A 25,444-nucleotide genomic window follows, 5' to 3' on the forward strand; every position below is an offset into this window, starting at 1 on the left:
ACGTTCGCTGCGATGAGACTTTACTCAACGATCATTCTGGCGACCGCGCTCGCCATCTCGGCCTGCGGCCACGCCACCAGCACCAACTCAACGCCGGAGAGGCCGACGCCGACTCCGGCCAACCGGCCGCTAGCGCACAGCGTCGTGCCCATCCCGTCGACGATCGAAATCGCGGCGCCTGACAGCTTCCTCGTCACAGTGCGCACGAACGTGTATGTCGACGCCGATGCCAGCGCCGAAGTCGAAGCGATCGGGACGTACGCGGCGAACATCATCGCGTCGAAATCGGGCGCGACCGCACAGCGTCTAGCCGCGGGAGCGTCGGCGCCGGACTCGAACGTCGTGCTCCGACTCGATCCGTCGCGCACGCAACTCGGCACCGAGGGATACGAGCTCGTGGCGACGAAGACACAGGTGCGCATCGTCGCCGCGCAGCCGGCCGGACTGTTTCACGGCGTGCAGACGATGCGGCAGCTGTTGCCCGCGTCGGTCGAGCATCAGGCGGCAGTGAATCGGCGACTCATCATGCCTGCCGCGCGTGTCACCGATGTGCCCCGCTTCGAGTGGCGCGGCGCGATGCTCGACGTCGCGCGCCACTTTCTTGGCCCGGATGACGTCAAGCGATTCATCGACCTGTATGCGCTGTACAAGTTGAATCGCCTTCATCTGCATCTCGCCGACGACCAAGGCTGGCGCATCGAGATCAAGTCGTGGCCGAATCTCACCGCGATTGGTGGAGCGACGCAGATCGGCGGTGGTCGCGGCGGATTCTTCACGCAGGAGCAGTACGCCGACATCGTTGCGTACGCGCGTTCGCGCTACATCACCGTCGTGCCCGAGATCGACATGCCAGGCCACAGCAACGCGACGCTCGTGGCGTATCCGGATTTGCGCTGCAATCGCACCGCGCCTGAGCCCTTCATTCGCGTCGGTGGTCCGCCGAACACGCTCTGCACGGAGCGCGATAGCGTCTACGGATTCATCGGCGACGTCGTGCGTGAGATCACTGCGATTGCGCCGACTCCGTATTTCCATTTCGGCGGCGACGAGGTCGCTGGACTCAACAAAACTCAGTATCACGGTTTCGTCGAACGTGTTGAGCGCATCGTCGACTCGATCGGCCCGCGGCCAATCGGATGGGGCGAGATCGCGCTGGCGAACATCAATACGCGCACGATCGTTCAGAGTTGGACGAAGGACTCGAGCGACGAGCACGCGAAGCGCGGCGGCAAGCTGATTCTGTCGCCAGGACCGCGGATGTATCTCGACATGAAGTACGACAGCGCGACGGTGCTCGGTCTCAAGTGGGCCGGATTGATCGATCTGCGGCGCGCGTACGACTGGAATCCGACGACGTTCATTCCGGGCGTGACCGAGTCGTCGATCCTCGGGCTCGAAGCTCCACTCTGGGCCGAAACGCTCATCACGCGTCAGGACTACGAGTTCATGTCTTTCCCGCGACTGACGGCCATCGCCGAGTTGGCGTGGTCGCAGCCGGATCGCGTGGGTTGGGACGGCTACCGTCGTCGCATCGCGGCGCACGGGGCGCGCCTCGCCGCGCTCGGCGTCAACTTCGCGCGCGTGCCTGGTATCGAGTGGACGTGGTAATCGCGAAAGGGCGGCGGCCGCGGTGGGGCCGGAGTGTCGCCGCGCGACCGCTGGCAATACTGCCAAACTGCCGGCAGTATTGCCCCGGCTCGCGCTCTGACACTCCGGCCCCACCGCGTCCTTAAGGGCGCGCGCGGGGCGACGACGGTAACGGCCCATCGAGCCCGGGAGGGTGTGGCGCGCACTCGGCGCTGACGAGACCGTTCAGACGACGCGCCGATTCGCAGTGGACGGAGGGGTGCTGTCCGCAGCGCGGGCCAGTGGCAATACTGCCGGCAGTTTCGGCAGTATTGCCCAGGTCGCGCGGAGGACAGCACCCCTCCGTCCACTCCCTCGGCGCGAACGGCTAACGCCTCACCGAGGCATCCCGTAGAGTCGCGCCGCATTACCACGGAGCACAGCACGGGCGATATCGACAGCTTGGGCGCGTGTGATCTCGCCGTCGGTCATCATGCCGGTCAGGGCGATCGCGAGCGCGTCGCGCGCCGAGGTCGTGGTCTGCCAGCCAATCTCTTCCCAGTCGACCTGCGGCGTGCCGGGCGAGAGATCGGTGCCGAACAGCACCTTTTCCGGATACCACTCGAGCCAATACCGAATGGACTTGGCGAGCTCGCTCGTTGGTAGCAGCCAGGTCTGTTCGGAGAAATCCGTGTACACGTTGGGCTTCATGAGCAGCGGCGCGATCGACGTCGAGAACGGCCCGGCGCCGCCGTGCAGCAGAACGAACGTCGTTTTCCGGAGCGCCGCGTCGTCGAGAATGGGTTCGAGCAGCAGCGGATTCGCGCCCGCGATCTCGAAGTATCCGCCGCAGCCGTAGCCCGTATGGATGTGCACGGGAAGTCCGAGGCGCCCAGCTTCGGTGGCGATATAGTGAAAGACAACGTCCTGAATGGCCGTGTACTCCCCGTCGGTCGGCACGCCTGACGACGCGTACTTGGCATACGCGCGATCGGCGGCGGCACGATCGCCACGAGTGAAGTTGAGAGGACGCAAATATGCAACTTCATATTTGATCGCGACGCCGCCTTCGCGCTTCAGCCGCTCGAGCGTCGGTGTCACCACCTTCGACAGGTATTCGCCGAGCGATCCGGGACGACGAGAGACGTTGATCGCGGACATGTATCGCTTGAGCAGAGCGTCCTCTCGCGCGAAAAAGATCTTGCGGTCAGGCGTGTACGCCGCGACGGCGCTGTTGTCGAGTGGAAAGAGCAGCGCGTCGACGAACGGCACCCAACGAAAGCGCGGGGCCGTGAGTCCGCGTCCGGGCGCCACGCGATTCGCGAGCTCAGTCTCGATGCCGAGTTGGTCGAGGACCCACGCGGGATAGCGGTCGCCCTGCGCGGCCTTCACTCGCTGCTTTGCCGCGAGCAGCTCACGCACGTGCGTCGAATCGGTGTCGTTGTACTTGTAGCCATAGAGCGCCTTCCATGCAGCAAGAAAGCGCGGATTGTCGGCACGGCTACTCAGTGCGGGATCGGTCGGCTCCAACGGGTCGCACGGCAGCGCATCGAACTCTGGATCACGTTGACCGGCAGGTGTAAGGGCCGGCGGGTGTGAGTGGTTGTCGATCGCGCGAATCGCTCGAATGGCGGTGACGAGCCGTGGGTCAGGCTGCTGGGCCCATGCGGGCGAAGCGAAGAGAATGACGAGGAGGAGGCGCTTCATCACGGTCCCGGAATAACGGTTTCGATGCGATGAGGAACTGCGATCCGGCTGTCTGATCGCCCTCGAAACTCTAACTCAGCGTGGGGAACGGCAACCGCGAAACGGCGGCGGCCGCGGTGGGCCCGAAGTGTCGCCGCGCGACCGGTGGCAATACTGCCAAAATGCCGGCAGTATTGCCCCGGCTCGCGCTCTGACACTCCGGCCCCACCGCAGCCGCGAAGCAGGGCGCGCGCTAGAACGGCGTAGACCCGGATAGCGCGCACCGGACCGGCGGCGAAGGGAGCGCGTCGGGCTCGATCTGCGGCCGACGAAGCGTCGGCTATCGCGCGCGACAAGATCTGCGCTCTGTTACTCGCACCACGGTAGACGGACGGGTGGGTGCCCGCAGCGCGGGCCAGTGGCAATGCTGCCGCAGTTTGGCAGCATTGCCCAGGTCGCGCGGAGGGCATCCACCCGTTCGTCTACCCCACCGTCGACCTGTAACGCTTTGCCGGGCCATGCCGCCCTCGATCGCACGCGAAACTCTGAACCAGACGACCAGTCTCTCTTGGCCGCCCATGGAAATTTATGTGCCCTAGTATCGGTTCGACCGTCTCATTTCTAGACGCACCGATGTCGGGGCGTAGCAACAACCCAATCGCACTGCGCGGACCTTCACGACCGACGACGGAGATGAAGAAATGAGGATCGCACGCGCACTTCCCACGGTTATCGCGCTCAGCGCTGGACTCGCGCGCGTAACCATGGCACAGACGGCGACGCAGACCGTCACGTACCAAGTCACTGCCATCAATCAAATTTCGATCACCGGCGCTGCGCCGACGTTGATCGTGAACAGCGCGACGGCCGGTGGTGCTCCAACAACGGCATCGTCAAGCGGAATTACCTGGGCAGTCACGACGAATCAGACGGGTGCCAAGATCAACGCGAGCATCCCGGCGAACATGCCGACTGGCCTGACGCTGTCGGCGAACCTAGGCGCACCCGCCGGCGCGACGAGCGCCGGACTCAAAGCGCTGACCACGACGGCTGTCGACGTGGTCACGGGCATCACGAAGCTCAGCTCGAGCGGATTGACTCTCACATATTCGCTCGACGCGACGGCCGCTGCCGGTGTTGTAGCATCGGGCACGCGACTGGTCACGTTCACGGTGTACGGCGGAACCTGACCCGTGGGCGGCGGGATGTCGACGGCGCGTCCTAACCGACGCGCCGTTTCCCTTTTCGCGCTCGCGCTGGTACTTGCTCAGGCGCGAACGGCTGTGGCGCAGGATGCCGTTCAGTTTCAGGCCGCCGCGGGATCGATGGTGATCAGCTCCGCGGTCGCCGGCGCCGCACCAACCGCACAGACGACGTCGACCGGGCAGTATCGCGTACGCGTCGCATCGGGCACGACGAAACAGATCAAGGCGTCGATCAACAGCGCGATGCCCGCCGGAGTGACGCTCACGATTTCGCTCGTCGCACCTTCGGGAGCGACGAGTGTCGGAACGGTGACGCTCACGACCACGCCGCAAACGGTCGTCACCAACGTCACCAACACGTCGTTCTCGCCGAACCTTGGCATCACCTACACGCTGAACGCGACGTCGCCGGCCGGTGTCGTCGCATCGAGTAACAAGACGGTGACCCTCGCCGTTACACCCTGACCCGTTGGTGAGTTGCGGATGTGGTTCAATGTAGGCGTACATGCACGTCGGTTCGTCGTCGCACTCGGCGCCATTGTCGCCGCGCCGCGGGCGATGCGCGCACAGCTCGCGGTGCTCACGAACCTCGTTGAAGAAAAAACGGCGAGTGCGGGCGATCGATATGTCGGTCGGATCACGGTCCGAAACACGACCAATATCGCGCAGTCAGCGCGAATCTATCAGACCGACTTTCGCTTTTCCGCGGACGGTACGTCACACACCGACGATCCTGGATCATCGGTGAGGTCGAACGCGGCGTGGGTGCATCCGCAGATGACGCGGATCTCCATTCCCGCGGGCGCCGAGGTGAGCGTCCCATACTCGGTGGACGTTCCGCAGAGCGACGCGCTGCGCGGAACGTACTGGAGCATGATCATGATCGAAGGCGCGCAGTCGGTGGCCGAGCTCAGTGAGGCGGCGAACGGCAAGGCGACTGTCGGTATCGGCTCTGTCATGCGCTACGCCATTCAAGTTGCGACGCACATCGGATCGACCGGCACGCGAGCCGTGCAGTTTACCGATGTCAGCGCATCAAAGAATCCTGATGGTCGTGCGACGCTGGATCTCGACGTCATCGATACGGGCGAGCGCGGATATCGGCCGGTGTTGTGGGTCGAGGTGTACGATTCGACTGGCGCGCTGCGTGCCAAAGGAAAACAGTCGCGCGGTCTGCTCTATCCCGGCACGTCGCTGCGGCAACACTACGACCTCGGCGCGCTGCCGAGCGGTACGTACAAGGCGCTCGTCTTTGCGGACACCGGCATCGAGCCCGTCTTCGCGGCGCAGTTCACCGTGGTCTTCTAAGCGCTTCCGCCGCCATGCGCCCCCGCCCCCGACTGCCTTTGCTCGCACTCGTGGGGTTGATCGCGACCACACCGCGCTTTGCGCACGCGCAGTCGCAGGTCGTGATTCAAGCAGCACGTCGCGATACGCTAGTCGTCGAATCGGGAAGCACCGTGACCGCTGCCTTCGACGTGAGGAATGCGCGCGACGACTCCGTGCGCGCCGAGCCGCGTGTGGCGCTGCCGAAGGGTTGGTCTGTCGTGGTTGGCGGCGCTCCGTTCACTCTTTCGGCGAACGGCCGCGAGCTCTGGCTCGTCGGAATCGCCCCAGCGTCGATGGCAGCGGCGGGAACGTACGCGATTCGCGCAACGGTCGCTGTTGGCGGCGACTCGATCCTCGCCGATTCAGTATTCGTTCGCATACCTGAGCGGCGCGGCGTCGAAGTGTACGCGGGCGACGCGCCGACGTATGCGATGACTGGCGACGGGTATCCGGTGAGTGCGTTCGTCCACAATCGTGGCAACGTCGCGGCAACGTTCTCGCTTCGGGCGTCGTCGAGCGTGGGCGCGGCTCCGTCGTTGGCGCGCAGCGTCGTGATGGTGCCGCCCGGAGCGACCGTCACGGTGCTTGGTCGCGTGGCGAACGAACGCTCCGGACTCGGCTGGGGCACGCACGAGAACGTCGTCGAGCTGCAAGTCGCAGATCAGGCAGACAGCACCGTCTCGTCGACCGTGTCGTTGCACACGACGATCGTTCCGCGCTCACGACGATGGCTCGATCAACTGTCTACGATGCCGGCGCAACTCGTTGTGCGCGCGGTCGGCGCTAACGGCGGCGTCTCACCAGCAACGCTGTTCGGAAGCGGCCAGCTCGGTCCGGAAACCAACACGCAAGTCGACTTCGTCTTTCGTGCGCCGGTGAGCGGCCCATCGTTGTTCGGTGAGCGTGACGAATACCGTGTCGCCGTCACCGCCGACCGATATCGAGTACGGCTCGGCGACAATCTATTTGGATTCTCTCAACTCAGTTCGAGTTGGCAATCCGGGTTCGGGGCCGAGCTTCGTGGGGAGGCGTCCGGTCTCACGGCGGGCGCGTATATCAAAGAAGATCGGTGGACACACACGCCCGGCTCCGAACGCGGCCTGCAAGTCGGTACATCTTTGCAAGCGCCTCTCTCGGTGTCGCTCATTGGCGTCGACCGTACTGGCGCCTTCGGAACGGGCGCGCGCATGGGCGCGTTCGCGTCGCAGGCGCACGTCGGCGAGCATTCGCTGCTCGAGCTCGAAGGCGCGATGAGCGACAGCGCGGGGGTAACGGGCGAAGCGCACCGCATACGAATGTCGGGCGACTATACGAAAGTGAGTTACGACCTCAGTGTCACTCACGGAACGCCCGACTTCGCCGGGCGCGATCGCGCGCAGACCAATGGGCACGCTGGATTCACCGCACACCTCGTCGATTGGGCGTCACTCACAGCGAATACGAATACTCTGACGTACGTGCCTGCGTTCGACCAATTGGGCTTCAGTCGAGTGCAATCGACGAGCATAGAGAGCAGTCTGCTTCACGATCGACTGGGCGTCGCCTACGAGCAGATGGATCGATCCGACAGCGGCGTGTTCGTGACGCTCGGCGGCGCCCAGCGCGGTGGCCGCCTTCGCGCCAGCGTTCCGCTCGGCTGGGCCGATCTTTTCGCCGACCTCGCTGGTGGGACGGCGAGTCGGCTCAATTCAGTCGAGACGCGATACTCATCGTTCTCGATGACACTTCACGCACCATTGCGACAGGTGGGATCGCTGGAATTCTACGTGCAGCGTAGTTCCGGAATGCTGTTCGAAACGTCCGGGCTGAATGCTGCTACGACGGCGATGCTTCACCTTCCACGCGCGACGAACATCATCATCTCGGCGTTCGGCAATCTGCCCACGGGCCAAAGCCGATTGTACTACGGCCAGATCGACGCCGAGGTTGGTCATACGTTGGCAAACGGGATGACGCTCGTGGTGCGCGATCGATTCACGAACTCCACGTGGAGCGCGGGCCAGCCGATGGTGAATCGGCTCTTCGTCGAGTTGCGTGCGCCGCTGCGAATCCCAACGGGCATCTCGCGTCCCACTGGTCTCGCGCGCGGACGAATCGTGGATGAAGAGACAGGCCGCGGCGTCAGCGGCGTACTCGTGCGACTCGGGCCCGAGGCCGCGGTGACCGACGCGCAGGGAAGAGTGTCGTTCGCGTCGCTCGCTCCCGGCCGATATCACGCGAGCGTCGACGGGGCTCTCGCGCCGCGTCTTGCCGATGCGCTGCTCACTGGTGACGTCGCGGTCGACGTAACGCCAAAGGCGCGTCAGGCGGCCGACTTTTCGCTGTCGCTCGTGCGTGGCGGACAGGTGCGCGTCGACGTGCGACAGCTGGACTTCGCGCAGACGCTCGCGAATTCGTCGCCTGATTCGCTCGTCGACGCCGGCGGCTTGGGCGGAGCGATGCTCGCGCTCGTCGGCCTGCGCGATACGATTTACCAGGTGACGAATCAGGATGGCGTCGCGGACTTTCGGGACGTGCCGGTGGGGCGATGGACCGTGCGCTTGATTGCGGTAGAGCTACCGGAGGCGCACGCATTGGACGATGAGGAGCGCGTCGTTGTCGTGCGCGCCCGTGAGCGCGCGACGGTCGGGTTGCGAATCGTGCCGAAGCGTCGGGCGGTGCAGTTCGTGCCACCGCCGGGCATCATCGTTGCGAGGCCGTCACCCAAGCAGGTAGTCGATGTGCACGTAGTCGCGGATGCGTACGACGCGGCCGTCCTGCCACCACAACCTGATCGCCGTATGCGGCTGCCAGTCGTTTCCGGCGCGACGTGAGTGGATGATCACCGGCATGTCACTGACCATGCCGAAGTCGAGTCGCCACTCCCACGGCAATTTCACGTAGTTCGTCGAGTAGCTCGCGCCCAAGCCAGCCATGTCTCCCTCGGCTTCGCCGACGATTTCCAGGCGCGCATCGGCGCTGACGAGGTCGCGCAGTGCTTCCCAGTCACGTCGATTGAAGACCTCGGCGTACGCCTCGAACAATCGCCGCTGATCGAGGTCGAGCGTCGAGAGCGACGGCGTTTCGGTGGTCGCGCGCAGCTTAGCGCGTCCGCGATGCAGCGCGGCCTTGGCGCCGCCGAGCGTGGAATCGGCGATGTCGGCGACCTCGGTCAGCGCGTAGCCGAGGACGTCTTTCAAGATTACTGAAGCTCGCTCCTTGGGCGGCAGCGCACCGACGAGCGTGATCAGCGCCTCGTCGATTGGCGCATCGGCAAGATCGTCGGCGTCGGACTCGTGCGCGCGATCATGGTGCTCGTCGTACGCAACTTCGGCCTCGTAGCGCTGGTTGCGACGCAGGAAGTCGACGGATTTGTGGTAGGCGATGCGAAAGAGCCACGGTTCGAAGCGGCTCGGGTCTTTCAACGAATTGAGTTTGAAAAAACCCTCGGCCAGCGTCTCCTGTACGACGTCCTCGCCGTCGAGCGACGAGCCGCACATCCGCGCGCAGAAGCGGTGAAGCCGAGGCCGCAAGCCGCTGGCGGCCTCGATGAACGCCTTTCGTGAGCGCGCGACGGACTCTCGCAGTGCGGGCGACAGATTGGGCGTGGCGTCGGTCATTGGGGTGAGTGCGAGGAAGGGGCCCGTTGTATGACGAGATTCCACCCCCGAAAGGATACGCGTCGGAGGGCGATGGGGTCGACGTATCCTTTCGCGCCTCAGAATTCGACAACAGGGTAGGCGCGGCGAGTCGCGCTACACCTTGGAGATTGGAGACGACCGATGAAACACGTAATGGTGCGCTATACGACGCGACCTGAGCGCGCTGAGGAAAACGCGAAGCTGATCACGGATGTGTTCGACAGCCTTCGGCGGAGCGCGCCGCCCGGATTGACGTATTCCTCGTATCGCCTAGAGGACGGCGTGAGCTTCGTTCACGTCGCATCGGTCGCGGACCCGGACAACAATCCGCTACGGCAGCTGGCTGAGTTCAATGCGTTCACCGCGGGGATTCGCGAACGGTGCGATATGCCGCCGGTGACGTCGGTGCTTCAAGAGGTCGGGCGCTATTCGGACCGCTGAGCCTCTCGAAAGAGGGAACATGTTTGTCGCGAAAACGGCAGTTTTCTGGCAGTTTTCGTGTTCCAAATCTTCCATTCGTCAACGCGCACGACGGCCAGTCGCCTCAGTTTATGGAAACTCAGGCGGCGCGACTCGCTTCTTTGTCGCCTGCTCGAACGCATACGCGAGCGCGATGAGCTTTGGCTCCGTACACATCGCCCCGGTGAAGCTCACGTTGAACGGCGCCGGCTTCGGCTCGAAGCCGGCCGGAAAGGCGAAGATGCCGGTTCCCTGCGGCACGGGCAGCAGCCCGTATGGAACTGTGACAGTCGGATAGCCGGGGCGTGCGGCGATGCCTGCGCTGCTCACGCCGGGAAAGAGCAGCGCGTCGAGATGATTCTGTTTCAGCGCCGCATCGATGCCGTTCGTCGCCGACAGCTCGATGTCCTTTCGACGATCGGACTCGTAGCGCGCGCGGTCGGCCTGGAGGTCCATCTCGTCAGAAATGTCGAGATTCGCCTGGCCGTACTTGATCGACCCCGCGCGCTGATGCGCGATGTTCCATTCACGCAGCGCGGTGAGCGTCTTCAACGGCGCCTTGGCACCGAGTGATTGGAGCCAGGTGTTGAAGTCGCGCTTCATCCCGTACTTGAACGCGACCGAGCAGCTGATGTCGAGCCCCTTCGCATTCTCGAGACCGCTGCATGGATTCCAGTTGATGAAATTGCGTCCCGCGGCGGTGTCGACGACGCTCGGGATGTCGGCGGGATCGACGATCACTGCGCCCTGCTGTGTGAGCGTCGCGATGACTTCCTTCATCATTGCCCGCTGGGCGTCGGTCAATCCGCCGCGCGGCGCGGTGGCGCCTGCCGACGATGGCTCGTAGAAGAACGCGCGGGGAATGCCGATTCGCATGCCCTTGAGCGCGCCAGCGTTTAGAAATCTCGTATAGTCTCTCCCCGGTGGCGGCGGACAATTGCGCGTTGCCGGGTCGTTCGGATCGGGACGGGGATTTTCCATTGCGCCGAGCATGATCGCTGCGTCGGACACGGAGCGGGTCATGGGGCCGGGGGTGTCCTGGTCAGCAGTAATCGGAATGACACCATACCGACTCACACGCCCCACACTCGGCTTGATGCCGACGAGCATATTCTGATTCGACGGGCTCAGGATAGAGCCCGACGTCTCCGTGCCGACGTTCGCCATCCAGAAGCTGACGTTCGTTCCGGCGCCGGAGCTCGAGCCACCCGTCGACAGAACGGGGCGACCGTCGAAGAATGCGTCGCGCGGATCTCGGCGCGGATCCCACGGATTCATGCCGTAGCCATTGAGTCCGTTGTAGTTGCCGGGCATTCCACTAGCGACCCAGTTGGCGAGCTCCGTGAGCTGTGTTTTGGCGAGAATGATCGCGCCGGCCGCTTCGAGGTTCTTCGTGAGCGTGGCTTCATACGGCGGCACCAGGCCGGCGAAGGCGAGCGCGCCGCCCGTCGTCGGCATGTCGGTCGTATGAATATTGTCCTTGAGCGCCACCGGAATGCCGTGCAGCGGGCCGTGAATCCGGCCGGCCGCTCGCTCGCGGTCGAGCGAATCTGCGATCGCCAAGGCGCGTGGATTCACCGTGATGACGGCGTGCAGCTTGTCCTCGTATGTCGCGATGCGCGTGAGGTATTGCGTCACGAGTTCGCGCGACGTCGTTCGGTGTTGTTCGAGGGCGGCCCGCGTGTCGGCGATATTCGCTTCGACTACGGAGAAGGGACGCGCCGTCTGCGCGGCGAGAGGAGCAGAAATCAGGGTGAGCAACAGGAGCGGCGAGCGCTTCATTCGAAAGTGGGGAAGAGACCGGTGAAAGGTGGGCACGATTGGGAGTCGGGGCCATAGCTGGCGCACTGGCGCCCCAGGCACTCTCTTAGATCGCATGCGACACACTACGAGTCACCGCGTTGCGTTGGCACTGGCCTTGGGGCTCGCGGGCCGCGCCATCGCTCAGAATCCGAGCGCGATCGAGCACCATCTTCGCTTTGGCGTTCGACTTCTCGATCAGCCGGACAGCTCGATCGATCTCGTCGACCGGATGCGCGCGTATCACGTGCCCGGTGTCAGTATCGCCATCATCGACAACTACAAAGTCGTCTACGCCAAGGGCTACGGCGTCGCCGAGTTTGGTAAGAGCAAGGCGGTCGACAGCACGACGCTGTTTCTGGCGGGCTCGATCAGCAAGCCAGTGTTCGCGAGCGGCTTTCTGCGCGTCGTCGAGGACCGCAAGCTTCCGCTCGACGCTGACGTGAACACGCTGCTCAAGTCGTGGCAGTTGCCGGCGAGCCGATTCACCGCGACAGAGAAGGTGACGCTCCGGCGTCTGCTCTCCCACTCTGCCGGACTCACGGTCTGGGGCTTTCCCGGCTACGCACTCGGCGCGCCCGTACCAACGGTGCCGCAACTGCTCGACGGCATGGCGCCATCGAACACTCCAGCCGTGCGCAACGACACCACGCCTGGCGCGCGATGGTTGTACTCGGGCGGAGGGATGACGATCGCGCAGCTCGTCTCCACCGACGTGACCGGCGAAGCATTCCCGAGCTTGATGCAGCGCGAGATGCTCAAGCCCGCGGGGATGACGCGCAGCACGTACGAGAATCCGCTTCCCGTGTCGCGACGCGCCGAGGCGGCGTCGGGCCACGAGCAGGTCGACACGCCAGTGCCCGGCGGATTCCACGTTTATCCTGAGATGGCCGCAGCCGGTCTCTGGACGACGGCGTCCGATCTCGCGCGATGGGCGATCGCGCTGTCACACTCGTATCGCGGCGAACCGGGCGGTGTGCTGTCGACGAACATGGCGCGCCAGATGGTCTCGAATCAGATGCGCGTACTCCCTCCGTACGGCAACGGCTACTGGGGGCTCGGAGTCAGCGTCGCCGGCGATGGCGATTCATTGTCGTTCAGTCACAGCGGCCGCGACGAAGGCTTCATCGCCAACATGATGATGTGGCCTGCACGCGGACGCGGGCTCGTCATCATGATGAACGGCGTCAACGGTGGCTTGATGGCCGAGATTCAACGCGCATTCGCCGAGGAGTATGGAGTGGGCGCGGTGCCGCGTGTCGAACGCCGGCTCGCGCCGCTCGGTGCAGAGAAGCTCTCCGAGTTTCGCGGGACGTACGTTGCCGTCGTGAACAAGGATACGACGACGTTCGAGGTGAGTGTCGCGCGCGATGGTAAAACACTCATGGCGTATCAACCGGGCCCAAAGCGGACGCTCGTGCTGGCGCCGATGGGCGGCGACACGTTCGTCGGAATGGACGGTGGCGGAGAGTGGACCTTCGAGCGCGCGGCGCCGAATGGCCCAGTGCGGGGACTCGCAACTGGAGCAGGCCCGAACCGACGAGTATTCGAAAAGAAAGGGTGAAGGGACGTTTCCCTTCACCCTTCTCGTGCTTCAACGAATGTCGAATGCCGCCGTTGCCATCGAGTCGCCCCACGCGAAGTCGATGGCACCGCGAGTTGCGGTGATGTTGCGCACGGTGATCGTGAAGTCCTCGACGTGGTCTGGCGTACGCGCAAAGTCCATCTTCACGCGACCGATGTCCTGCGACGCTTGATACTCAGTGCCCCACTGACCAACCTGTTTGTTGACGATCAGGAAGGTCCCGTTGCGAGTATGCTGAATCCACAGCGAATACAGGCCCGGCGCGAGGGTCATGTCGCCGAGTGCGATGGTCTTCGACGTTGCGAGGTGGGTGGCTTCGTTCGCGCCCGTTCGCCAGATCGAATCGAAGGGCACGAGCGTTCCGCCCCACACGGTTCGTTCGCGCACGGCCGGTCGCCCGTAATTCACGAAGATCGGTCCGCGATTGAAGCCAGCGTACGCGGTGCCTCGCGGCGACAACACGCCAGTCGGCTTCATCGCGGCGGCGAGTGCGTTGATGTCGGCGGCTCCCGCCGAACGCGTGCCGATCGACTTGTTCGTCGTCAGCGATCCGTCGGCGACCTGAATTCGTCCGTCGCGATCGAACCGCACCAACATCTGGTACGTCCCGCCGCGCATGCGCAGCGTGTCGCCGGAGACCGGCTGCAATCCGATCACGCTGATCATGTTCCCAGTCAGTCCGACAGCGAGCACCGAATCACGTCCACCTGCTCCGCGAGCGTTGATCAGCTCGAACGGCGCGTAGGCAAACACCGGCAACGCTGGAAACGCATTGGGTGCAGCGAACGATCGGACCTGCGTGCTGTCGCGCCACACGATCTCGCGTCGCGCCGAGTCGGCGCGAAAGGTGAAGCGCACTTCGGTGGGATTGTTCGGAATAGGCGACCCGTCAGCCTGTCGGCGTCGAACGGTGGCCGCGGTGACTTTTCCGCTCGCGAGTGTGAGATCGTATTCGGTGCGAGAGACGACCGCTCCGCTACGCGTGACCATTTCGCCGGCGAACCGGGTCGCGCTGCGTGAGAATCGCTCGACAGCGACGGTGTCGCGTCCGAGTCGGTAAACGATCGTCGCGTCTTGCGCGAGGAGGGGGGCGGGGAAGAGGAGGGCGAGGAGTAGGCGCCGCATTGGGTAGGTGTTGTGGGTGCGATGAACGTTCGCTAGCGGACGCTGTTGTGGGAAGGTCGCCCCGCGAGGACCGTTCGCGTCATCGGATTCGTTACGAACGGCTTTGTACACGAATGACACGAATGAACCCCAATCGAACCGTGTTGGTTCAGGAGGTCGACGTGGCCCGTTGCCTACGGGGCGTCAAGACTCGGGCTTGTATCGACTCTGCTGGGGCGCTTCGGATAGTCGACGAAGCGATGGAACTGCGGCACGAGACCGAAGTGGAGTATGAGTCCAACCTCGAAGGGCGTTGCGCAGAGGTAGCTGAGCAACTGAGGTGCAGCGGTGACCGGCAGCTTCGCGGTGGCCTTGTTTTCCACGATGACCTTGAGGTCGACCAGCATGTCGAGGCGTTGGCGTGCGACCTCGTGTCCCTTGTAGAAAATCGGGACGCTGTATTCACGATGAACCGTGTGGCCACGAGCGCGAAGCTCGCGAGCCAGCGCGCCCGCGTAAACGGCCTCGCTCAATCCGAAGCCGTAGTAGTTGTACACCTCGAAGAATGCTCCGACGATCGAGTAAACTCGCCGCGCTTCGATCAATTCGCCTCGCATGCGGCAACAATAGGCTCGCCGTGAAAGATCATCCCATCATTCTCGCGCATGACGATGCAAATCCATCGACGACCAACTGCTCTGAACACGAATGAGACGAATCAACACGAATCGAACCCATTGTTCTCAGGCGACATCTCGGCCCTTCAACCAGCCCGACTCGGGGCGATGGATGTGGCAATTCTCACGGTTGGATTCGTTTTCATTCGTGTTATTCGTGAAAAGAGTCGTCAACTCTCCGCGGCTACAATCTCTCCGGGGCGCATCGGTGAAGTCCGCGATAGTTGCGACCCGTGGCGATCGGCGTTCTCTTAACGAATCCGAACACCGACTCGCGTGAACACTCGACGCCAATTTCTGATCACGGCTCCCGTCAGCCTCTTGTCCGTCGCCGCGGCATGCCGGGGCGAAGCCCAGAAGCCTGACGCCCCGCCTTCGACCGCCGGCGCGCCGCCGACCTTCGGCACCATGCCCGCGGTTGGACCCGAGGTCACGGCAGCGACCTTCGCCGAAGCAGAGAAGCTGTCGCAGGTGCAGTTCACGCCCGCCGAGCGTGAAATGGCGGCGAAGAGTTGGCGGACGACCATGGCAGCGTTGCTCGAGCGACGCGCTGGCCCGCGCGTCATTGCCCTCGAGCCTACGGTAGCTCCCGCGAGCGGATGGAATCCATCGTTACCCGGAACGCCTGCAGCGCCCGCGCACGATCTGTTCGTGCGCTCGAAGATCGATCCGGGCCCACTGCCGACGAGCGACAGCGAGATCGCCTACGCTCCGGTCACGCAGCTTTCACGATGGATCGAGACGAAGAAGCTCACGTCCGAACGACTCACATCGATCTATCTCGCACGCATCGCACAGTACGATCCCAGGCTGCATTGCATCATCACCCTCACGCGCGACTCGGCCATGACGCGGGCGAAGAAGGCCGATGCGGAGATTGCGGCGGGACACTATCGTGGTCCGCTACACGGCATTCCGTACGGCGTGAAAGATCTGCTCGATACTGCCGGAATTCCGACGACGTATGGCGCCGAGCCATTTCGCAATCGCGTGCCGACTGCCGACTCCGCGGTCGTTGCACGACTCGACAATGCGGGCGCGGTCCTCATCGCGAAGTTGAGTCTCGGCGCGCTGGCGCTGAACGACATTTGGTTCGGCGGCCAGACGATGAATCCGTGGCTGCTCGAAGAAGGCGCGTCGGGGTCGAGCGCAGGGCCAGGTGCGGCGACTGCCGCGGGACTCGTCGGATTCTCAGTCGGAAGCGAGACGGGCGGCAGCATCGTGAGTCCGAGTATGCGCTGCGGCGTGACGGGTCTGCGTCCAACGTTCGGTCGCGTGCCGCGCACAGGTGCGATGACACTTTGCTGGTCGCTCGACAAACTCGGACCGATGACACGAAGCGTCGAAGATGCGATGCTCGTGCTGCAAGCGATCGGCGGCCCCGATGCGGGCGACGTCGCGAGTGTGCCGAGTCATCTGAATTTCGATGCGACGGCGGATGTGAAAGGACTGCGCGTCGGCTACCTCGCCAATTGGATGAAGGAGGCGCCGGCGACGGATGTCGATCGCGCAGCACTCGATACGGTGCGCAAGCTCGGCATGGTACCGACAGAGGTTACGCTCCCCGACTTACCCTACGATTCGCTGCAGCTCATCCTGTTCGCCGAAGCAGCAGCAGCGTTCGAAGGACTCACGCTCACGGGCGACGCGGCGAAGCTCAAGGTCCAAGTGCCCGACGCGTGGCCGAACATCTTTCGTCAGGCCCGTTTCCTCTCGGCCGTCGACTTCGTGCAGGCCGATCGACTCCGCCGGCGCGTCGCGCAGGAAATGGCTCGCGTGTTCGCCAGCGTCGATCTCCTACTCGTGCCGTCGTTGCGCGACGAGATGCTCGTCATCTCGAACTTCACCGGGCATCCGTCCCTCACGTTGCGCGCCGGGTTCGTCAACGTCGCAGAAGCGCGAAGCGATTGGGCGCCTGATCCGGCGAATCCGCTGCCGAAGTTCTCGCCGCCGCGTCGCGTGCCGCACGGCGTCACGCTGATCGGTCGCCTGTTCGACGAAGGCACCGTCGCGCGCGCCGGCATCGCCATGGAGCGCTCATTCGGCGTCGTGAAGGAGCATCCGCCCGCGTTCGCCTGACGCTGGCGGGAGCGCTTCGGTACCCTGGCCGACGGTATCCGTAGGCCATAGCTTCTCGCGCCTACATCGCTCATCTGCGAGGCCGCGATGACTACCGCCGGTACCGAGCGCTCCACGACATCCGCGACGCACTTCCTCACCTGCATCTCGGGACCGGATCAGGGAAAGCGCATTGCACTTACATCCGGCCGCCTGGTCGTGGGCCGAAGCTCACAGTGCAACGTATTGAGCGACGATCCGGAGGTGACCGACACCTTCGCCACGCTCAGCTTCGTCGGCGGCCGGCTCGAGATCAGAGCGCTCGCGATGCCGCTCCCGTTTGTTGACGGACACTCTGTGTCGGAGGCGAGTCTGTCGCCGGGACAGCAAGTTCGGCTTGGAAGATCCGTCTGGCAGGTGAACACTGGGATGGCCGGCGCCAATCACGGCGTATTCGACTTCGTGAATAAGATCGGCGATCAGCTCAGCCACGCTGCCGGGCTGGAGAAACCGACCGACTGGAATCCACGCGAGATGTTCTCGGACGTCGGCAAGAAGCGCGGCGACGACGAGATCGAGGAGTACTTCACCGTCGGCACCAGCCGCACGACGCCACCGCTGTCCGCCGTGGACGCTCGCTGGCCGAAGCCATGGGTATTCGTGCGCGTGTTCATCGCGTCGCTCGTTCTGTATCTCGGTTTCGTCGGGGCATGGAAGGAGTTCGAGAACATCTATCTCATCCCGGCGATCATCATGATCGGCTCGGTGGCGATGCCGTTCTCGCTGCTCATCTTCTTCTTCGAAGTGAACGTTCCGCGCAACATCTCGATCTACCAGGTCATTCGCCTGCTGTTCATCGGTGGCCTGCTTTCGATTGTCGTGTCGCTATTCGGCTTCAAGATGACAGATCTCTCCAGCCTGCTCGGCGCCGCCAGCGCTGGTATCATCGAAGAAACCGGCAAGGGATTGGCGCTGTTGCTGGTGGTGAACCGCCCGAAGTTTCGCTGGACGCTGAACGGCCTTCTCCTCGGTGCGACTGTCGGCACCGGCTTCGCCGTGTTTGAATCGGCCGGTTATGCGCTGCGCACGCTGCTCGAGTCGCAGAGTGCACTCGCGATGCGGGGGCTGATCATGGAGCGCGGAATCCTCACTGTCTTCGGCGGTCACGTGTTGTGGACGGGACTCGTGGGCGCTGCGCTCTGGCGCGTGCGCGGCGATCGCCCGTTCAGCCGAGAGATGTTGTTGGATCCGAAGTTCCTGCGCGTGTTCTTCTTCTGCGTCATCATGCACATGATCTGGAACACGAGCCTCATCGATCTGCCCTTCCGCGGGAAGTACATCGCGCTTGGCGCAGTCGCGTGGCTGCTCGTGCTCGGCTTCATCCAGGACGGCCTGAAGCAGATCCGCGAAGCCCAGGGAATCGAAGGCGCCAAGGTGGCGGCCGCCGCGACGGCCTGACCCGGCGGGACGTGGTAACCATCGTCGCGCTGCTCGCCATGGCGGCGCGGCCGGAGTAGCCCGCGCCCCGTTACAAAGTCCAATAGGCGCGAGTGCGACCGGCGACCAACGTGCGTTCAGTCGCGTCGAGAGGCGTGCGACGGATTTCGACGGGCACGGGTGTGGGGTATGGGGGGCCGTCGGCAAAGACCTCTCGGCGCGATCGCCAAGCGCAACGGCGTTGTCGCTTCGATTCGTTTGTTATTCGTCCAATTCGTGTCGCAGCAGTTTGCAGTTGTTCAGAACCGCTCAGGGCTGCAACCGCGGCGGAAGCGTCGGCGCGAAGTCGCAGGGTGTCGTAGAGCCGGGCGCGAGGCACTTCTTGGCCCGCTCGATCGCCTCCTCGATGCTGTGGAACCCAATCTGGTCCGTTGGCACTTCGACGTGCGGCCAATCCCACGTGTGATCGAGCGCGCCGAGCACATGAAAGCGCTCGCCAGTCGGTGCTCGATACGTCGTGAGCCAGGTCCGGAACGCAATCCAGTCCGCCTTCGTCTGCTTGTGCGCTCGATTGCCGTCGTCGACGACAATGTCGAGTGCGCGCCCGTACGAATGCGACGACGTCAGCGTATGCGTGCGGTTGCCGCCCATCGACATGAGAAATGCCTGCCGCTGAGGCGACCGATACGTTGCGATGACGTGAAGCTTGTAGCCGGCGGTCGCCGCGTCGTTGAGCATTTGCTCAACAGCGGGCCGAACATTTGGATCGAGGTCGGCTGTGGAACGACTCGACGGAATGCGACTGCCAGCGAAGCGCCGATGCGGCGTTTCCTTTACCCGGCGCTCGACCTGCTCCCATGACTCACCGGGCTGTCGCACAGACATGAAACCGACGTCGTAGCTGTCGACGTAGCACGTCCGACATGCCTTCACCCGCGTGTCGTATTTGAGGAGCTGCGTGTCGCTCGAGTCGGATAGATACAGACGGTGCGGATCTTCAATGCCGTAGGCGCGGCGAAGCAGGAGCGAGTCTTCCGCAGAGAACGACTGCGTGGCGTAGTGCGGAATTCCCTCGCTGTCGTGGCCCTCGTAGGCGACCGCGGCGTCGTCGCTGTCGGGGGCGATTCCGAAAAACGCCTCCAGGCGAGTCCACCATCCGAGCGCCGCCGGTGCCGAGTCCACGACCATATTCGGCGACGGCAAACTGTCGGCAACGGTTCCGCTCGCGCTCTTCGGATGTTGGCACGCGACCGCGACAACACACAGACCCATCATTCCCAGCACCGCGGCGCGACCAACGACTCCCATGACTGCTAAGCACGCGACGTTCCGTGCCTCACAGAGCGAGGGCGTTACAAAGTCCAATGGTCGGCGCAACGTGCGACTCGCGATCGTTGAACGATTCAGCGAGGTGGACATGCGTAGTACTCTTTGCGTAGGTCGTCGACTCTTCAGCGCGGCTGCTGCGTTCACTGTCGTCGTACTTAATCTACCGACCACAGCTGGCGCACAACTGGCTCCGGCCCCAATCGGCCCGGATTCGGCGACACGCCGTGACCCGTGCGCGCCGACTACGCGTGCGCCGCAGGCGCACTTCATCATCGCGCCGTACGCCTGGATGCCCGGCATCAAGGGCGACGTTGGCGTCCGCGATCTCACGGCCGATGTCGACATCAGCTTCGGCGATCTGCTCTCGAAGCTACGATTCGCCGCGATGGGGACCTACGAGTTCAGCTACGGCCACTGGCTCGGCATAGCGGACGGGGTGTACGCGTCGATCCACCAGAACAATACGCCGTCGGTTCGCGGCCTTACCGCCGATATCGATTTCAATCAGAAAATGCTGATCGTCCAAGGCTTCGGCGGCTATTCATTCCGCTTGCGACCCAACCTTGCCGTTGATCTGCTCGCAGGTTCGCGCGTCTGGCACGTCGACGTGTCGCTGCGTCTCACCGGTGAGGACGTCGCACGGGAACGACAGCGCATTCGCACCTTCGCCGACGCGATCGGCGGTCTGCGTGTCCGTTGGGAACCGGCGCAGCGGTGGTACGTCGGTCTCGCTGGCGACGGCGGGGCAGGCGCGTCGCAGGGAACCGGCGAGGGCATGGCAACGATCGGTTACGACGTATCGCGCCGCTGGAACATCTTCGGCGCGTATCGATATCTCTACGAGGACTACCGCGGCACCGATCTGTCGTTCAAAGGCCACCTGACTGGCCCTGCGATTGGTGGCGCCTACCGCTGGTAGGCGCTACGCGCGGAAGAGCATCGACAGCAGACCGAGAACGCCGAGCATTCCAATCAGCGCGGCGAGAACGCGCGAGTTCGAGCGCGGAATTGGCGGATAGCCGCGCTGCTCGGAATACTGCTCTCTCAACCTGTTCATGGCGTTGTGATGCTCACGCACGCTCAGGATGAGCGTGCAGAGCCCGATGATCATCATCGCGAGACCGAACTCGCGCGGTCCGATGAACCCGGTCGTACGGTCGGGCTTCATGTTCCGAAAGAACTGCTGGATGCTGAAGCCGAAGGTGATCAGCGAGATCGCGGTTCGGACCCACGCGAGTTCGGTTCGCTCGTACGCCAGTACGGTGCGCTCGAGTGCGAGCTTCGAGCCGGCGTCGACCTTGGGCGACTCGGAGTCGTTTGCCATACGCCGCGGTCCTACATGATTCACGCCAACTCTGGTGACCGAGCGCAAAAGCAAAAGGGCCGCCGAGTGATCGGCGGCCCTTCGAGCGTCGTCCAGTCGTAGGCGACGTGCTGCGGTCTTACATGACCTTGAACATCAGGCCGACGTTGAACGTCGCGGCACCAGCGCCGACGTCGACGTAGCCCGCCATGTTCGGCTGGAAGAAGTAGCGTGCGCCCGCGCGGCCGATGAAGTAGATCGCGCTGTTCGAGCACAGGCTGCTGCCCGTCGATCCGGTGAAATCGCAGGTGATGAGCTGATAGCCGAGACCAGCGCCAATGAACGGGTCGAACTTCGGCTCCGACACCTTGAAGTGATAGTTCGCCGTGACACCGATCGGGATGTACTTCCAGCTATAGAAGTTGTTGCTCCACGAGTAATAGTCGAAGCTCGCTTCGATGCCGAGCGTGCCATTTCCGAGATCGGGCAGCGCCTTGATGGCGTGCTCGAAACGTCCGCCAAACGACGCGCTGGCGTTACCAATGCCGCCGATGCCGATCGCCGGGCCGATGTCCGTGTAGCCCAATCCGAAGCCGCCAGCGCCGCCCTTGGCCTGTGCGCTCGCCGACTGCGCGCTGAAAGTCATGGCAGTCAGCACCGCCAACGTCGCGGCGGCCTTTCGTGCAAATGAGTGACGCATTGTGTTCTCCTAAAGGGGGGGAGAGGTTGGCCGTCATCGGCCGGGAAGTTGAGTCGAGCGGGAGACCTACCGATACAACGTTTGGGAATTGCGATCGTACAACGTTGGGTGGTACGCTTTACCCATCCGAGTTTGCGAGCTTACTGCCTGCATTGCGCAGGCAGGGACCGAAAACCGTCATTCCGCACGGAGACTCAGTGTCACACGGGCTGGACATGGGCGAATTTGGCGGAATGTTCGACGATGTCCGTCTGCTCGACGACCTGTTTAGTGCTACGTACGAGGAACTACGACGTCTGGCTTCAGTCGTGCGACGCGGCGACCCGAGTGCAACGTTGAGTCCAACGGCACTCGTCAACGAAGCGTGGCTGAAACTACGTGAATCCCCCCACCTCGCGCGAGCCTCTCAGGTTCATTTCAAGCGGATCGCCGCCCGCGCAATGCGGCAGGTTTTGATCGAAGCCGCACGCCGCCGACAGGCCGACAAACGCGGTGGCGGAGCAGCCATGGTGACGTTCGACGAGACAGTTCACGAGTCGGCAGCGTACGCCGAAGATCTACTCGCACTCGACGAAGCGCTTCGGGACCTCGCGAAGGTGCAACCGCGTCAGGCAACACTAGTTGAGAGTCGTTTCTTCGGTGGCTTGGACGTCGCCGAAACCGCAGAATTGCTCGACGTCTCGGAGTCCACGGTGTTGCGAGATTGGCGCGCCGCAAAGGCGTGGCTCGCTCACGAACTTCGCGGCGGATTCCAGTAAGTCATAGGTCCTTTCCGACCCAAGTCACTCCGACGGAGGCGTGACCATGGATGCAGTGCGCTGGGAACGATTGCAGTCGCTCTTTCACGCCGCCGCAGATCTTCCGGCCGCCGACCAGCGCGCCTTTCTCGACACAGAGTGTCGCGACGATCCAACACTCGTTGCCGACACGCTCGCCCTTCTCGCCGAAGACGCGCGAGGTGGATCGCTGCTCGATCACGGCGTCGCAGCGGTCGCGCACCAGATGTTTAGGCGATCCGCCTACGATCTCCCCGTCAACCGTTTCGGCCCCTACCGAATCACCAAATCACTCGGCGAAGGCGGCATGGGCGTCGTCTATCTGGCCGAGCGCGATGACCTCGGGACGCTCGCCGCGATCAAGATCCTGCGCGACGCCTGGCTCTCTCCAGCGCGACGCGAACGCTTTGCGAGCGAGCAACGCACGCTCGCGCAGCTCAACCACCCGCTCATCGCGCGACTCTACGACGCCGGCACGCTCGACGACGGGACGCCCTGGTTCGTCATGGAGTACGTCGAGGGCGTATCGCTCACCGCGTACTGCGCCAGCAACCACACGCCGCTCCGCGACCGTCTTCGACTCTTCCGCGACGTCTGCGCGGCCGTGCAGCACGCGCACCAACACCTCGTCATCCATCGCGACCTCAAACCGTCGAACATTCTGGTGAAGGCCGACCGCAGCGTGAAGCTGCTCGACTTCGGTATCGCCAAGCAGCTCGATAGTCTCGACGGACCAGCCGATCAGACGCGCACCGGCGTTCGTCTCATGACGCCCGCGTACGCCGCGCCGGAGCAGGTCAGCGGCGGACGCGTTGGTATTCACACCGACATCTACGCACTCGGGGTGATTCTGTACGAGCTGATCGTTGGTCGTCTGCCGTTCGACTTCACCGACAAGACGTCGGCAGAAATCGAGGCGCTGCTGGGCGCGCGCGACGCCGAGCGTCCATCGATCGCGGCGCGGGACACGTCGCAGAGCGCGAGCGAGTGGGCCGATCTCGACGTGCTGTGCCTCACCGCGATGCACAGAGATCCGCAGCGGCGCTACGCCACCGCCGACGCGTTGATCCGCGACGTCGATCACTACCTGAACGGCGAACCACTCGAGGCGCGTCCCGATAGCGTGCAGTATCGCCTCGGGAAATTTGTTCGACGTCATCGCGCGGCTGTCGCCGCGACGAGCGCCGCGTTCGCGATCGTCGTCGCGCTGGTCGTGTTCTACACCGTGCGCTTGACCGTCGCCAAGAACGAAGCGATCAACGAAGCAGCGCGGGTACAGCGCATTCAACGCTTCACCCTCGATCTGTTCGAGGGCGGCGACAAAGCTGCCGGACCCGCCGACAGTCTGCACGTCACCACGCTCGTCGATCGCGGTCTGCAGCAGGCACGGAGTCTCGACGCCGACCCCGCGGCGCAAGCGGATCTGTACATCACCCTCGGTGGCATCTACGAAAAGCTTGGCAAGCTTCCGCGCGCCGATTCGCTGATCAATCTCGCGCTCGAGCGTCGGCGCGCACGCTTCGGTCCAACACATCGCGACGTCGCCGCGTCGCTGATCGCACTCGGCGAACTGCGCATCGATCAGGCGCAGTTCGAGGATGCGGAGCGATTCATTCGGCAGGGATTGGACATGGCAAAGCAAACCTTGCCACCAAACGATCCCGGTGTCGTGAAGGCGACGGCAGCGCTTGGCCTCGTGCTGCAGGAGCGCGGTGAGTATGAGAAGGCGATCCCAGTGCTGCAGGATGTCGTGCGCCTCAACCAGCAATCGTCAGCCGGAACCGCTGATCTCGCTGCGAGCATGAGCTCGTTGGCCGACGTCCATTTCTACTCTGGACACTATGACGCGTCGGATTCGCTCAACCGTCTCGTGCTCGGCATGTACCGACAGGTCTACGGCGATCGACACCCGCTCGTGTCGGACATCCTCATCAACCTGGGTGCGACGCAGTTCGATCGCGGCAACTACGCCGACGCGGAGAAGTTCGAGCGCCAGGCGCTCGACATCACGCGAGCGTTCTACGGCGACGACCACTATAAAACGGCGGGCAACCTCACGATGCTCGGCCGCACGCTCGTGCGCGAAAAGCGAATCGACGAGGCGACGACGATCCTTCAACAGGCGCTGACGATTCGCGAGCGGGTTTACGGAGCAAAGCACCCGACCGTCGCGTCCACGGCGAACGAGCTTGGCAGCATCATGCTTCAAGCCGATCGATTCGATGAGGCGGAAGCGTACTTCCGCCGAATGCTCTCCATCTACCACGACGTCTACGGCGACAAGCACTACCTGATCGGCGTTGCGACGTCGAACCTCGCCAGCGTGTACAGCGGACGGAAGGACTTCGCGCACGCCGAGCAACTCTATCGGGACGCAGTGCGACGCTTCTCGGAGTCGCAGGGCGCGGATCATTTGAATACTGGCATTGCGCGCATCAAACTCGGTCGCTCGCTGCTTCGGCAGCGCAAGTTCGACGAAGCGCAGGTCGAGTCGCGCGCCGGCTACGACGTCCTCGCAAAACAGGCCAATCCAGCGATGGGCTTTCTTCAGAACGCGCGGAAGGATCTCGTTGCGGAATATGACTCGCTGAAACAGCCGTCGCGGGGAGATCGATTCAGGAAGGAGTTGGCCGCCGAATCGTTGAAGGTGGTGAAGAAGTAGTTCGCGCCGCGGACGTTTCCATGCGCGGAGGCACATGTCGCGCTCTGATCGCCGGCGAACGTAACGCTGACGTCTGCCCTACGGCCCCGCTCTGCAGCTCGACCGCCGTGATCACGGTCGCACGCAAGCTCTTCTCGTGTTCCTCGAG

20 protein-coding genes are annotated in these 25,444 nt (G+C 63.6%); 12 read left to right on the forward strand and 8 right to left on the reverse strand.

All coding sequences use genetic code 11. From position 1 onward, the window contains the following. Nucleotides 1-12: 12 nt before the first annotated feature. Nucleotides 13-1,608 carry a beta-N-acetylhexosaminidase gene (locus AC6H4Z_RS05805; protein WP_497545793.1) on the forward strand — a complete coding sequence of 532 codons (1,596 nt, stop codon included), beginning with the start codon at nt 13-15 and terminating at the stop codon, nt 1,606-1,608. 354 nt (nt 1,609-1,962) lie between these two features. Here AC6H4Z_RS05805 and AC6H4Z_RS05810 read toward each other — a convergent pair whose 3' ends face one another. Continuing rightward, complete coding sequence (locus AC6H4Z_RS05810; protein ID WP_497545794.1) at nt 1,963-3,273, reverse strand: amidohydrolase family protein; 1,311 nt, start codon at nt 3,271-3,273, stop codon at nt 1,963-1,965. 680 nt (nt 3,274-3,953) lie between these two features. Between AC6H4Z_RS05810 and AC6H4Z_RS05815 the strand changes: the two genes are divergently transcribed. The 4 genes from AC6H4Z_RS05815 to AC6H4Z_RS05830 are packed head-to-tail and all read left to right on the forward strand — an operon-like array spanning nt 3,954 to nt 8,599. Then, nucleotides 3,954-4,442 carry a hypothetical protein gene (locus AC6H4Z_RS05815; RefSeq protein WP_497545795.1) on the forward strand — a complete coding sequence of 163 codons (489 nt, stop codon included), beginning with the start codon at nt 3,954-3,956 and terminating at the stop codon, nt 4,440-4,442. Nucleotides 4,443-4,457: 15 nt separating this feature from the next. After that, nucleotides 4,458-4,922 carry a hypothetical protein gene (locus AC6H4Z_RS05820; RefSeq protein ID WP_497545796.1) on the forward strand — a complete coding sequence of 155 codons (465 nt, stop codon included), beginning with the start codon at nt 4,458-4,460 and terminating at the stop codon, nt 4,920-4,922. 18 nt (nt 4,923-4,940) lie between these two features. Further along, nucleotides 4,941-5,765: a hypothetical protein gene (locus AC6H4Z_RS05825; protein WP_497545797.1), complete on the forward strand. Its 825-nt coding sequence runs from the start codon at nt 4,941-4,943 to the stop codon at nt 5,763-5,765. 14 nt (nt 5,766-5,779) lie between these two features. Beyond that, nucleotides 5,780-8,599, forward strand: a complete 2,820-nt coding sequence (locus tag AC6H4Z_RS05830; protein WP_497545798.1) for a hypothetical protein — start codon at nt 5,780-5,782, stop codon at nt 8,597-8,599. Here the strand turns inward: AC6H4Z_RS05830 and AC6H4Z_RS05835 are convergent. Further along, the gene (locus AC6H4Z_RS05835) at nt 8,486-9,385 is read right to left on the reverse strand and encodes a sigma-70 family RNA polymerase sigma factor (RefSeq protein WP_497545799.1); all 900 of its coding nucleotides are present in this window, start codon (nt 9,383-9,385) and stop codon (nt 8,486-8,488) included. The genes AC6H4Z_RS05830 and AC6H4Z_RS05835 overlap by 114 nt on opposite strands. A gap of 162 nt (nt 9,386-9,547) precedes the next feature. On the opposite strand from AC6H4Z_RS05835, the gene AC6H4Z_RS05840 reads away from it, so the two are divergent. Then, nucleotides 9,548-9,847, forward strand: a complete 300-nt coding sequence (locus AC6H4Z_RS05840) for a hypothetical protein (protein ID WP_497545800.1) — start codon at nt 9,548-9,550, stop codon at nt 9,845-9,847. Between the two features lie 108 nt (nt 9,848-9,955). Here AC6H4Z_RS05840 and AC6H4Z_RS05845 read toward each other — a convergent pair whose 3' ends face one another. Further along, nucleotides 9,956-11,647: an amidase family protein gene (locus AC6H4Z_RS05845; RefSeq protein ID WP_497545802.1), complete on the reverse strand. Its 1,692-nt coding sequence runs from the start codon at nt 11,645-11,647 to the stop codon at nt 9,956-9,958. Between the two features lie 94 nt (nt 11,648-11,741). Here AC6H4Z_RS05845 and AC6H4Z_RS05850 point away from each other — a divergent pair, with 94 nt between their 5' ends. Beyond that, a complete protein-coding gene (locus tag AC6H4Z_RS05850; RefSeq protein WP_497545803.1) occupies nt 11,742-13,229 on the forward strand; it encodes a serine hydrolase domain-containing protein in 1,488 nt (495 codons plus the stop codon). Nucleotides 13,230-13,259: 30 nt separating this feature from the next. Here the strand turns inward: AC6H4Z_RS05850 and AC6H4Z_RS05855 are convergent, their stop codons facing one another. Together AC6H4Z_RS05855 and AC6H4Z_RS05860 are read right to left on the reverse strand one after the other, a co-directional pair. Next, the gene (locus AC6H4Z_RS05855; protein ID WP_497545804.1) at nt 13,260-14,375 is read right to left on the reverse strand and encodes a DUF2911 domain-containing protein; all 1,116 of its coding nucleotides are present in this window, start codon (nt 14,373-14,375) and stop codon (nt 13,260-13,262) included. Nucleotides 14,376-14,548: 173 nt separating this feature from the next. Beyond that, nucleotides 14,549-14,971 carry a GxxExxY protein gene (locus tag AC6H4Z_RS05860; RefSeq protein ID WP_497545805.1) on the reverse strand — a complete coding sequence of 141 codons (423 nt, stop codon included), beginning with the start codon at nt 14,969-14,971 and terminating at the stop codon, nt 14,549-14,551. 585 nt (nt 14,972-15,556) lie between these two features. On the opposite strand from AC6H4Z_RS05860, the gene AC6H4Z_RS05865 reads away from it, so the two are divergent. Next, on the forward strand, nt 15,557-17,110 hold the full coding sequence (locus AC6H4Z_RS05865) for an amidase (RefSeq protein ID WP_497547020.1): 1,554 nt from the start codon (nt 15,557-15,559) through the stop codon (nt 17,108-17,110). Between the two features lie 87 nt (nt 17,111-17,197). After that, nucleotides 17,198-18,547, forward strand: coding sequence for a PrsW family glutamic-type intramembrane protease (locus AC6H4Z_RS05870; RefSeq protein WP_497545806.1), 1,350 nt, complete (start codon nt 17,198-17,200; stop codon nt 18,545-18,547). 288 nt (nt 18,548-18,835) lie between these two features. Here AC6H4Z_RS05870 and AC6H4Z_RS05875 read toward each other — a convergent pair whose 3' ends face one another. After that, nucleotides 18,836-19,945 carry a D-alanyl-D-alanine carboxypeptidase family protein gene (locus tag AC6H4Z_RS05875; protein WP_497545807.1) on the reverse strand — a complete coding sequence of 370 codons (1,110 nt, stop codon included), beginning with the start codon at nt 19,943-19,945 and terminating at the stop codon, nt 18,836-18,838. On the opposite strand from AC6H4Z_RS05875, the gene AC6H4Z_RS05880 reads away from it, so the two are divergent. Continuing rightward, entirely contained in the window at nt 19,944-20,774 is an 831-nt protein-coding gene (locus tag AC6H4Z_RS05880) for a hypothetical protein (RefSeq protein ID WP_497545808.1), read from the forward strand. The two genes, AC6H4Z_RS05875 and AC6H4Z_RS05880, sit on opposite strands and share 2 nt — an antisense overlap. A 3-nt stretch (nt 20,775-20,777) precedes the next feature. Here AC6H4Z_RS05880 and AC6H4Z_RS05885 read toward each other — a convergent pair whose 3' ends face one another. Together AC6H4Z_RS05885 and AC6H4Z_RS05890 are read right to left on the reverse strand one after the other, a co-directional pair. Beyond that, nucleotides 20,778-21,179, reverse strand: a complete 402-nt coding sequence (locus AC6H4Z_RS05885; protein ID WP_497545809.1) for a YidH family protein — start codon at nt 21,177-21,179, stop codon at nt 20,778-20,780. Nucleotides 21,180-21,297: 118 nt separating this feature from the next. Continuing rightward, entirely contained in the window at nt 21,298-21,858 is a 561-nt protein-coding gene (locus AC6H4Z_RS05890; protein ID WP_497545810.1) for an outer membrane beta-barrel protein, read from the reverse strand. 197 nt (nt 21,859-22,055) lie between these two features. On the opposite strand from AC6H4Z_RS05890, the gene AC6H4Z_RS05895 reads away from it, so the two are divergent. Together AC6H4Z_RS05895 and AC6H4Z_RS05900 are read left to right on the forward strand one after the other, a co-directional pair. Beyond that, complete coding sequence (locus AC6H4Z_RS05895; protein ID WP_497545811.1) at nt 22,056-22,616, forward strand: ECF-type sigma factor; 561 nt, start codon at nt 22,056-22,058, stop codon at nt 22,614-22,616. A 46-nt stretch (nt 22,617-22,662) separates the two neighbouring features. Continuing rightward, complete coding sequence (locus AC6H4Z_RS05900) at nt 22,663-25,296, forward strand: tetratricopeptide repeat protein (RefSeq protein WP_497545812.1); 2,634 nt, start codon at nt 22,663-22,665, stop codon at nt 25,294-25,296. Nucleotides 25,297-25,444 lie beyond the last annotated feature (148 nt).

Source organism: Leucogemmata humicola (assembly GCF_055379415.1).

What these genes read in the sequence shown, in the direction of transcription:
- AC6H4Z_RS05870 (WP_497545806.1), top strand. Translation starts at nt 17,198, where the DNA reads ATGACTACCGCCGGTACCGAGCGCTCCACGACATCCGCGACGCACTTC.
- AC6H4Z_RS05830 (WP_497545798.1), top strand. Translation starts at nt 5,780, where the DNA reads ATGCGCCCCCGCCCCCGACTGCCTTTGCTCGCACTCGTGGGGTTGATC.
- AC6H4Z_RS05885 (WP_497545809.1), bottom strand. Translation starts at nt 21,179, where the DNA reads ATGGCAAACGACTCCGAGTCGCCCAAGGTCGACGCCGGCTCGAAGCTC.
- AC6H4Z_RS05825 (WP_497545797.1), top strand. Translation starts at nt 4,941, where the DNA reads ATGTGGTTCAATGTAGGCGTACATGCACGTCGGTTCGTCGTCGCACTC.
- AC6H4Z_RS05810 (WP_497545794.1), bottom strand. Translation starts at nt 3,273, where the DNA reads ATGAAGCGCCTCCTCCTCGTCATTCTCTTCGCTTCGCCCGCATGGGCC.
- AC6H4Z_RS05835 (WP_497545799.1), bottom strand. Translation starts at nt 9,385, where the DNA reads ATGACCGACGCCACGCCCAATCTGTCGCCCGCACTGCGAGAGTCCGTC.
- AC6H4Z_RS05855 (WP_497545804.1), bottom strand. Translation starts at nt 14,375, where the DNA reads ATGCGGCGCCTACTCCTCGCCCTCCTCTTCCCCGCCCCCCTCCTCGCG.
- AC6H4Z_RS05860 (WP_497545805.1), bottom strand. Translation starts at nt 14,971, where the DNA reads ATGCGAGGCGAATTGATCGAAGCGCGGCGAGTTTACTCGATCGTCGGA.
- AC6H4Z_RS05820 (WP_497545796.1), top strand. Translation starts at nt 4,458, where the DNA reads ATGTCGACGGCGCGTCCTAACCGACGCGCCGTTTCCCTTTTCGCGCTC.
- AC6H4Z_RS05805 (WP_497545793.1), top strand. Translation starts at nt 13, where the DNA reads ATGAGACTTTACTCAACGATCATTCTGGCGACCGCGCTCGCCATCTCG.
- AC6H4Z_RS05840 (WP_497545800.1), top strand. Translation starts at nt 9,548, where the DNA reads ATGAAACACGTAATGGTGCGCTATACGACGCGACCTGAGCGCGCTGAG.
- AC6H4Z_RS05850 (WP_497545803.1), top strand. Translation starts at nt 11,742, where the DNA reads ATGCGACACACTACGAGTCACCGCGTTGCGTTGGCACTGGCCTTGGGG.
- AC6H4Z_RS05815 (WP_497545795.1), top strand. Translation starts at nt 3,954, where the DNA reads ATGAGGATCGCACGCGCACTTCCCACGGTTATCGCGCTCAGCGCTGGA.
- AC6H4Z_RS05875 (WP_497545807.1), bottom strand. Translation starts at nt 19,945, where the DNA reads ATGTCCACCTCGCTGAATCGTTCAACGATCGCGAGTCGCACGTTGCGC.
- AC6H4Z_RS05845 (WP_497545802.1), bottom strand. Translation starts at nt 11,647, where the DNA reads ATGAAGCGCTCGCCGCTCCTGTTGCTCACCCTGATTTCTGCTCCTCTC.
- AC6H4Z_RS05880 (WP_497545808.1), top strand. Translation starts at nt 19,944, where the DNA reads ATGCGTAGTACTCTTTGCGTAGGTCGTCGACTCTTCAGCGCGGCTGCT.
- AC6H4Z_RS05865 (WP_497547020.1), top strand. Translation starts at nt 15,557, where the DNA reads ATGGCAGCGTTGCTCGAGCGACGCGCTGGCCCGCGCGTCATTGCCCTC.
- AC6H4Z_RS05900 (WP_497545812.1), top strand. Translation starts at nt 22,663, where the DNA reads ATGGATGCAGTGCGCTGGGAACGATTGCAGTCGCTCTTTCACGCCGCC.
- AC6H4Z_RS05890 (WP_497545810.1), bottom strand. Translation starts at nt 21,858, where the DNA reads ATGCGTCACTCATTTGCACGAAAGGCCGCCGCGACGTTGGCGGTGCTG.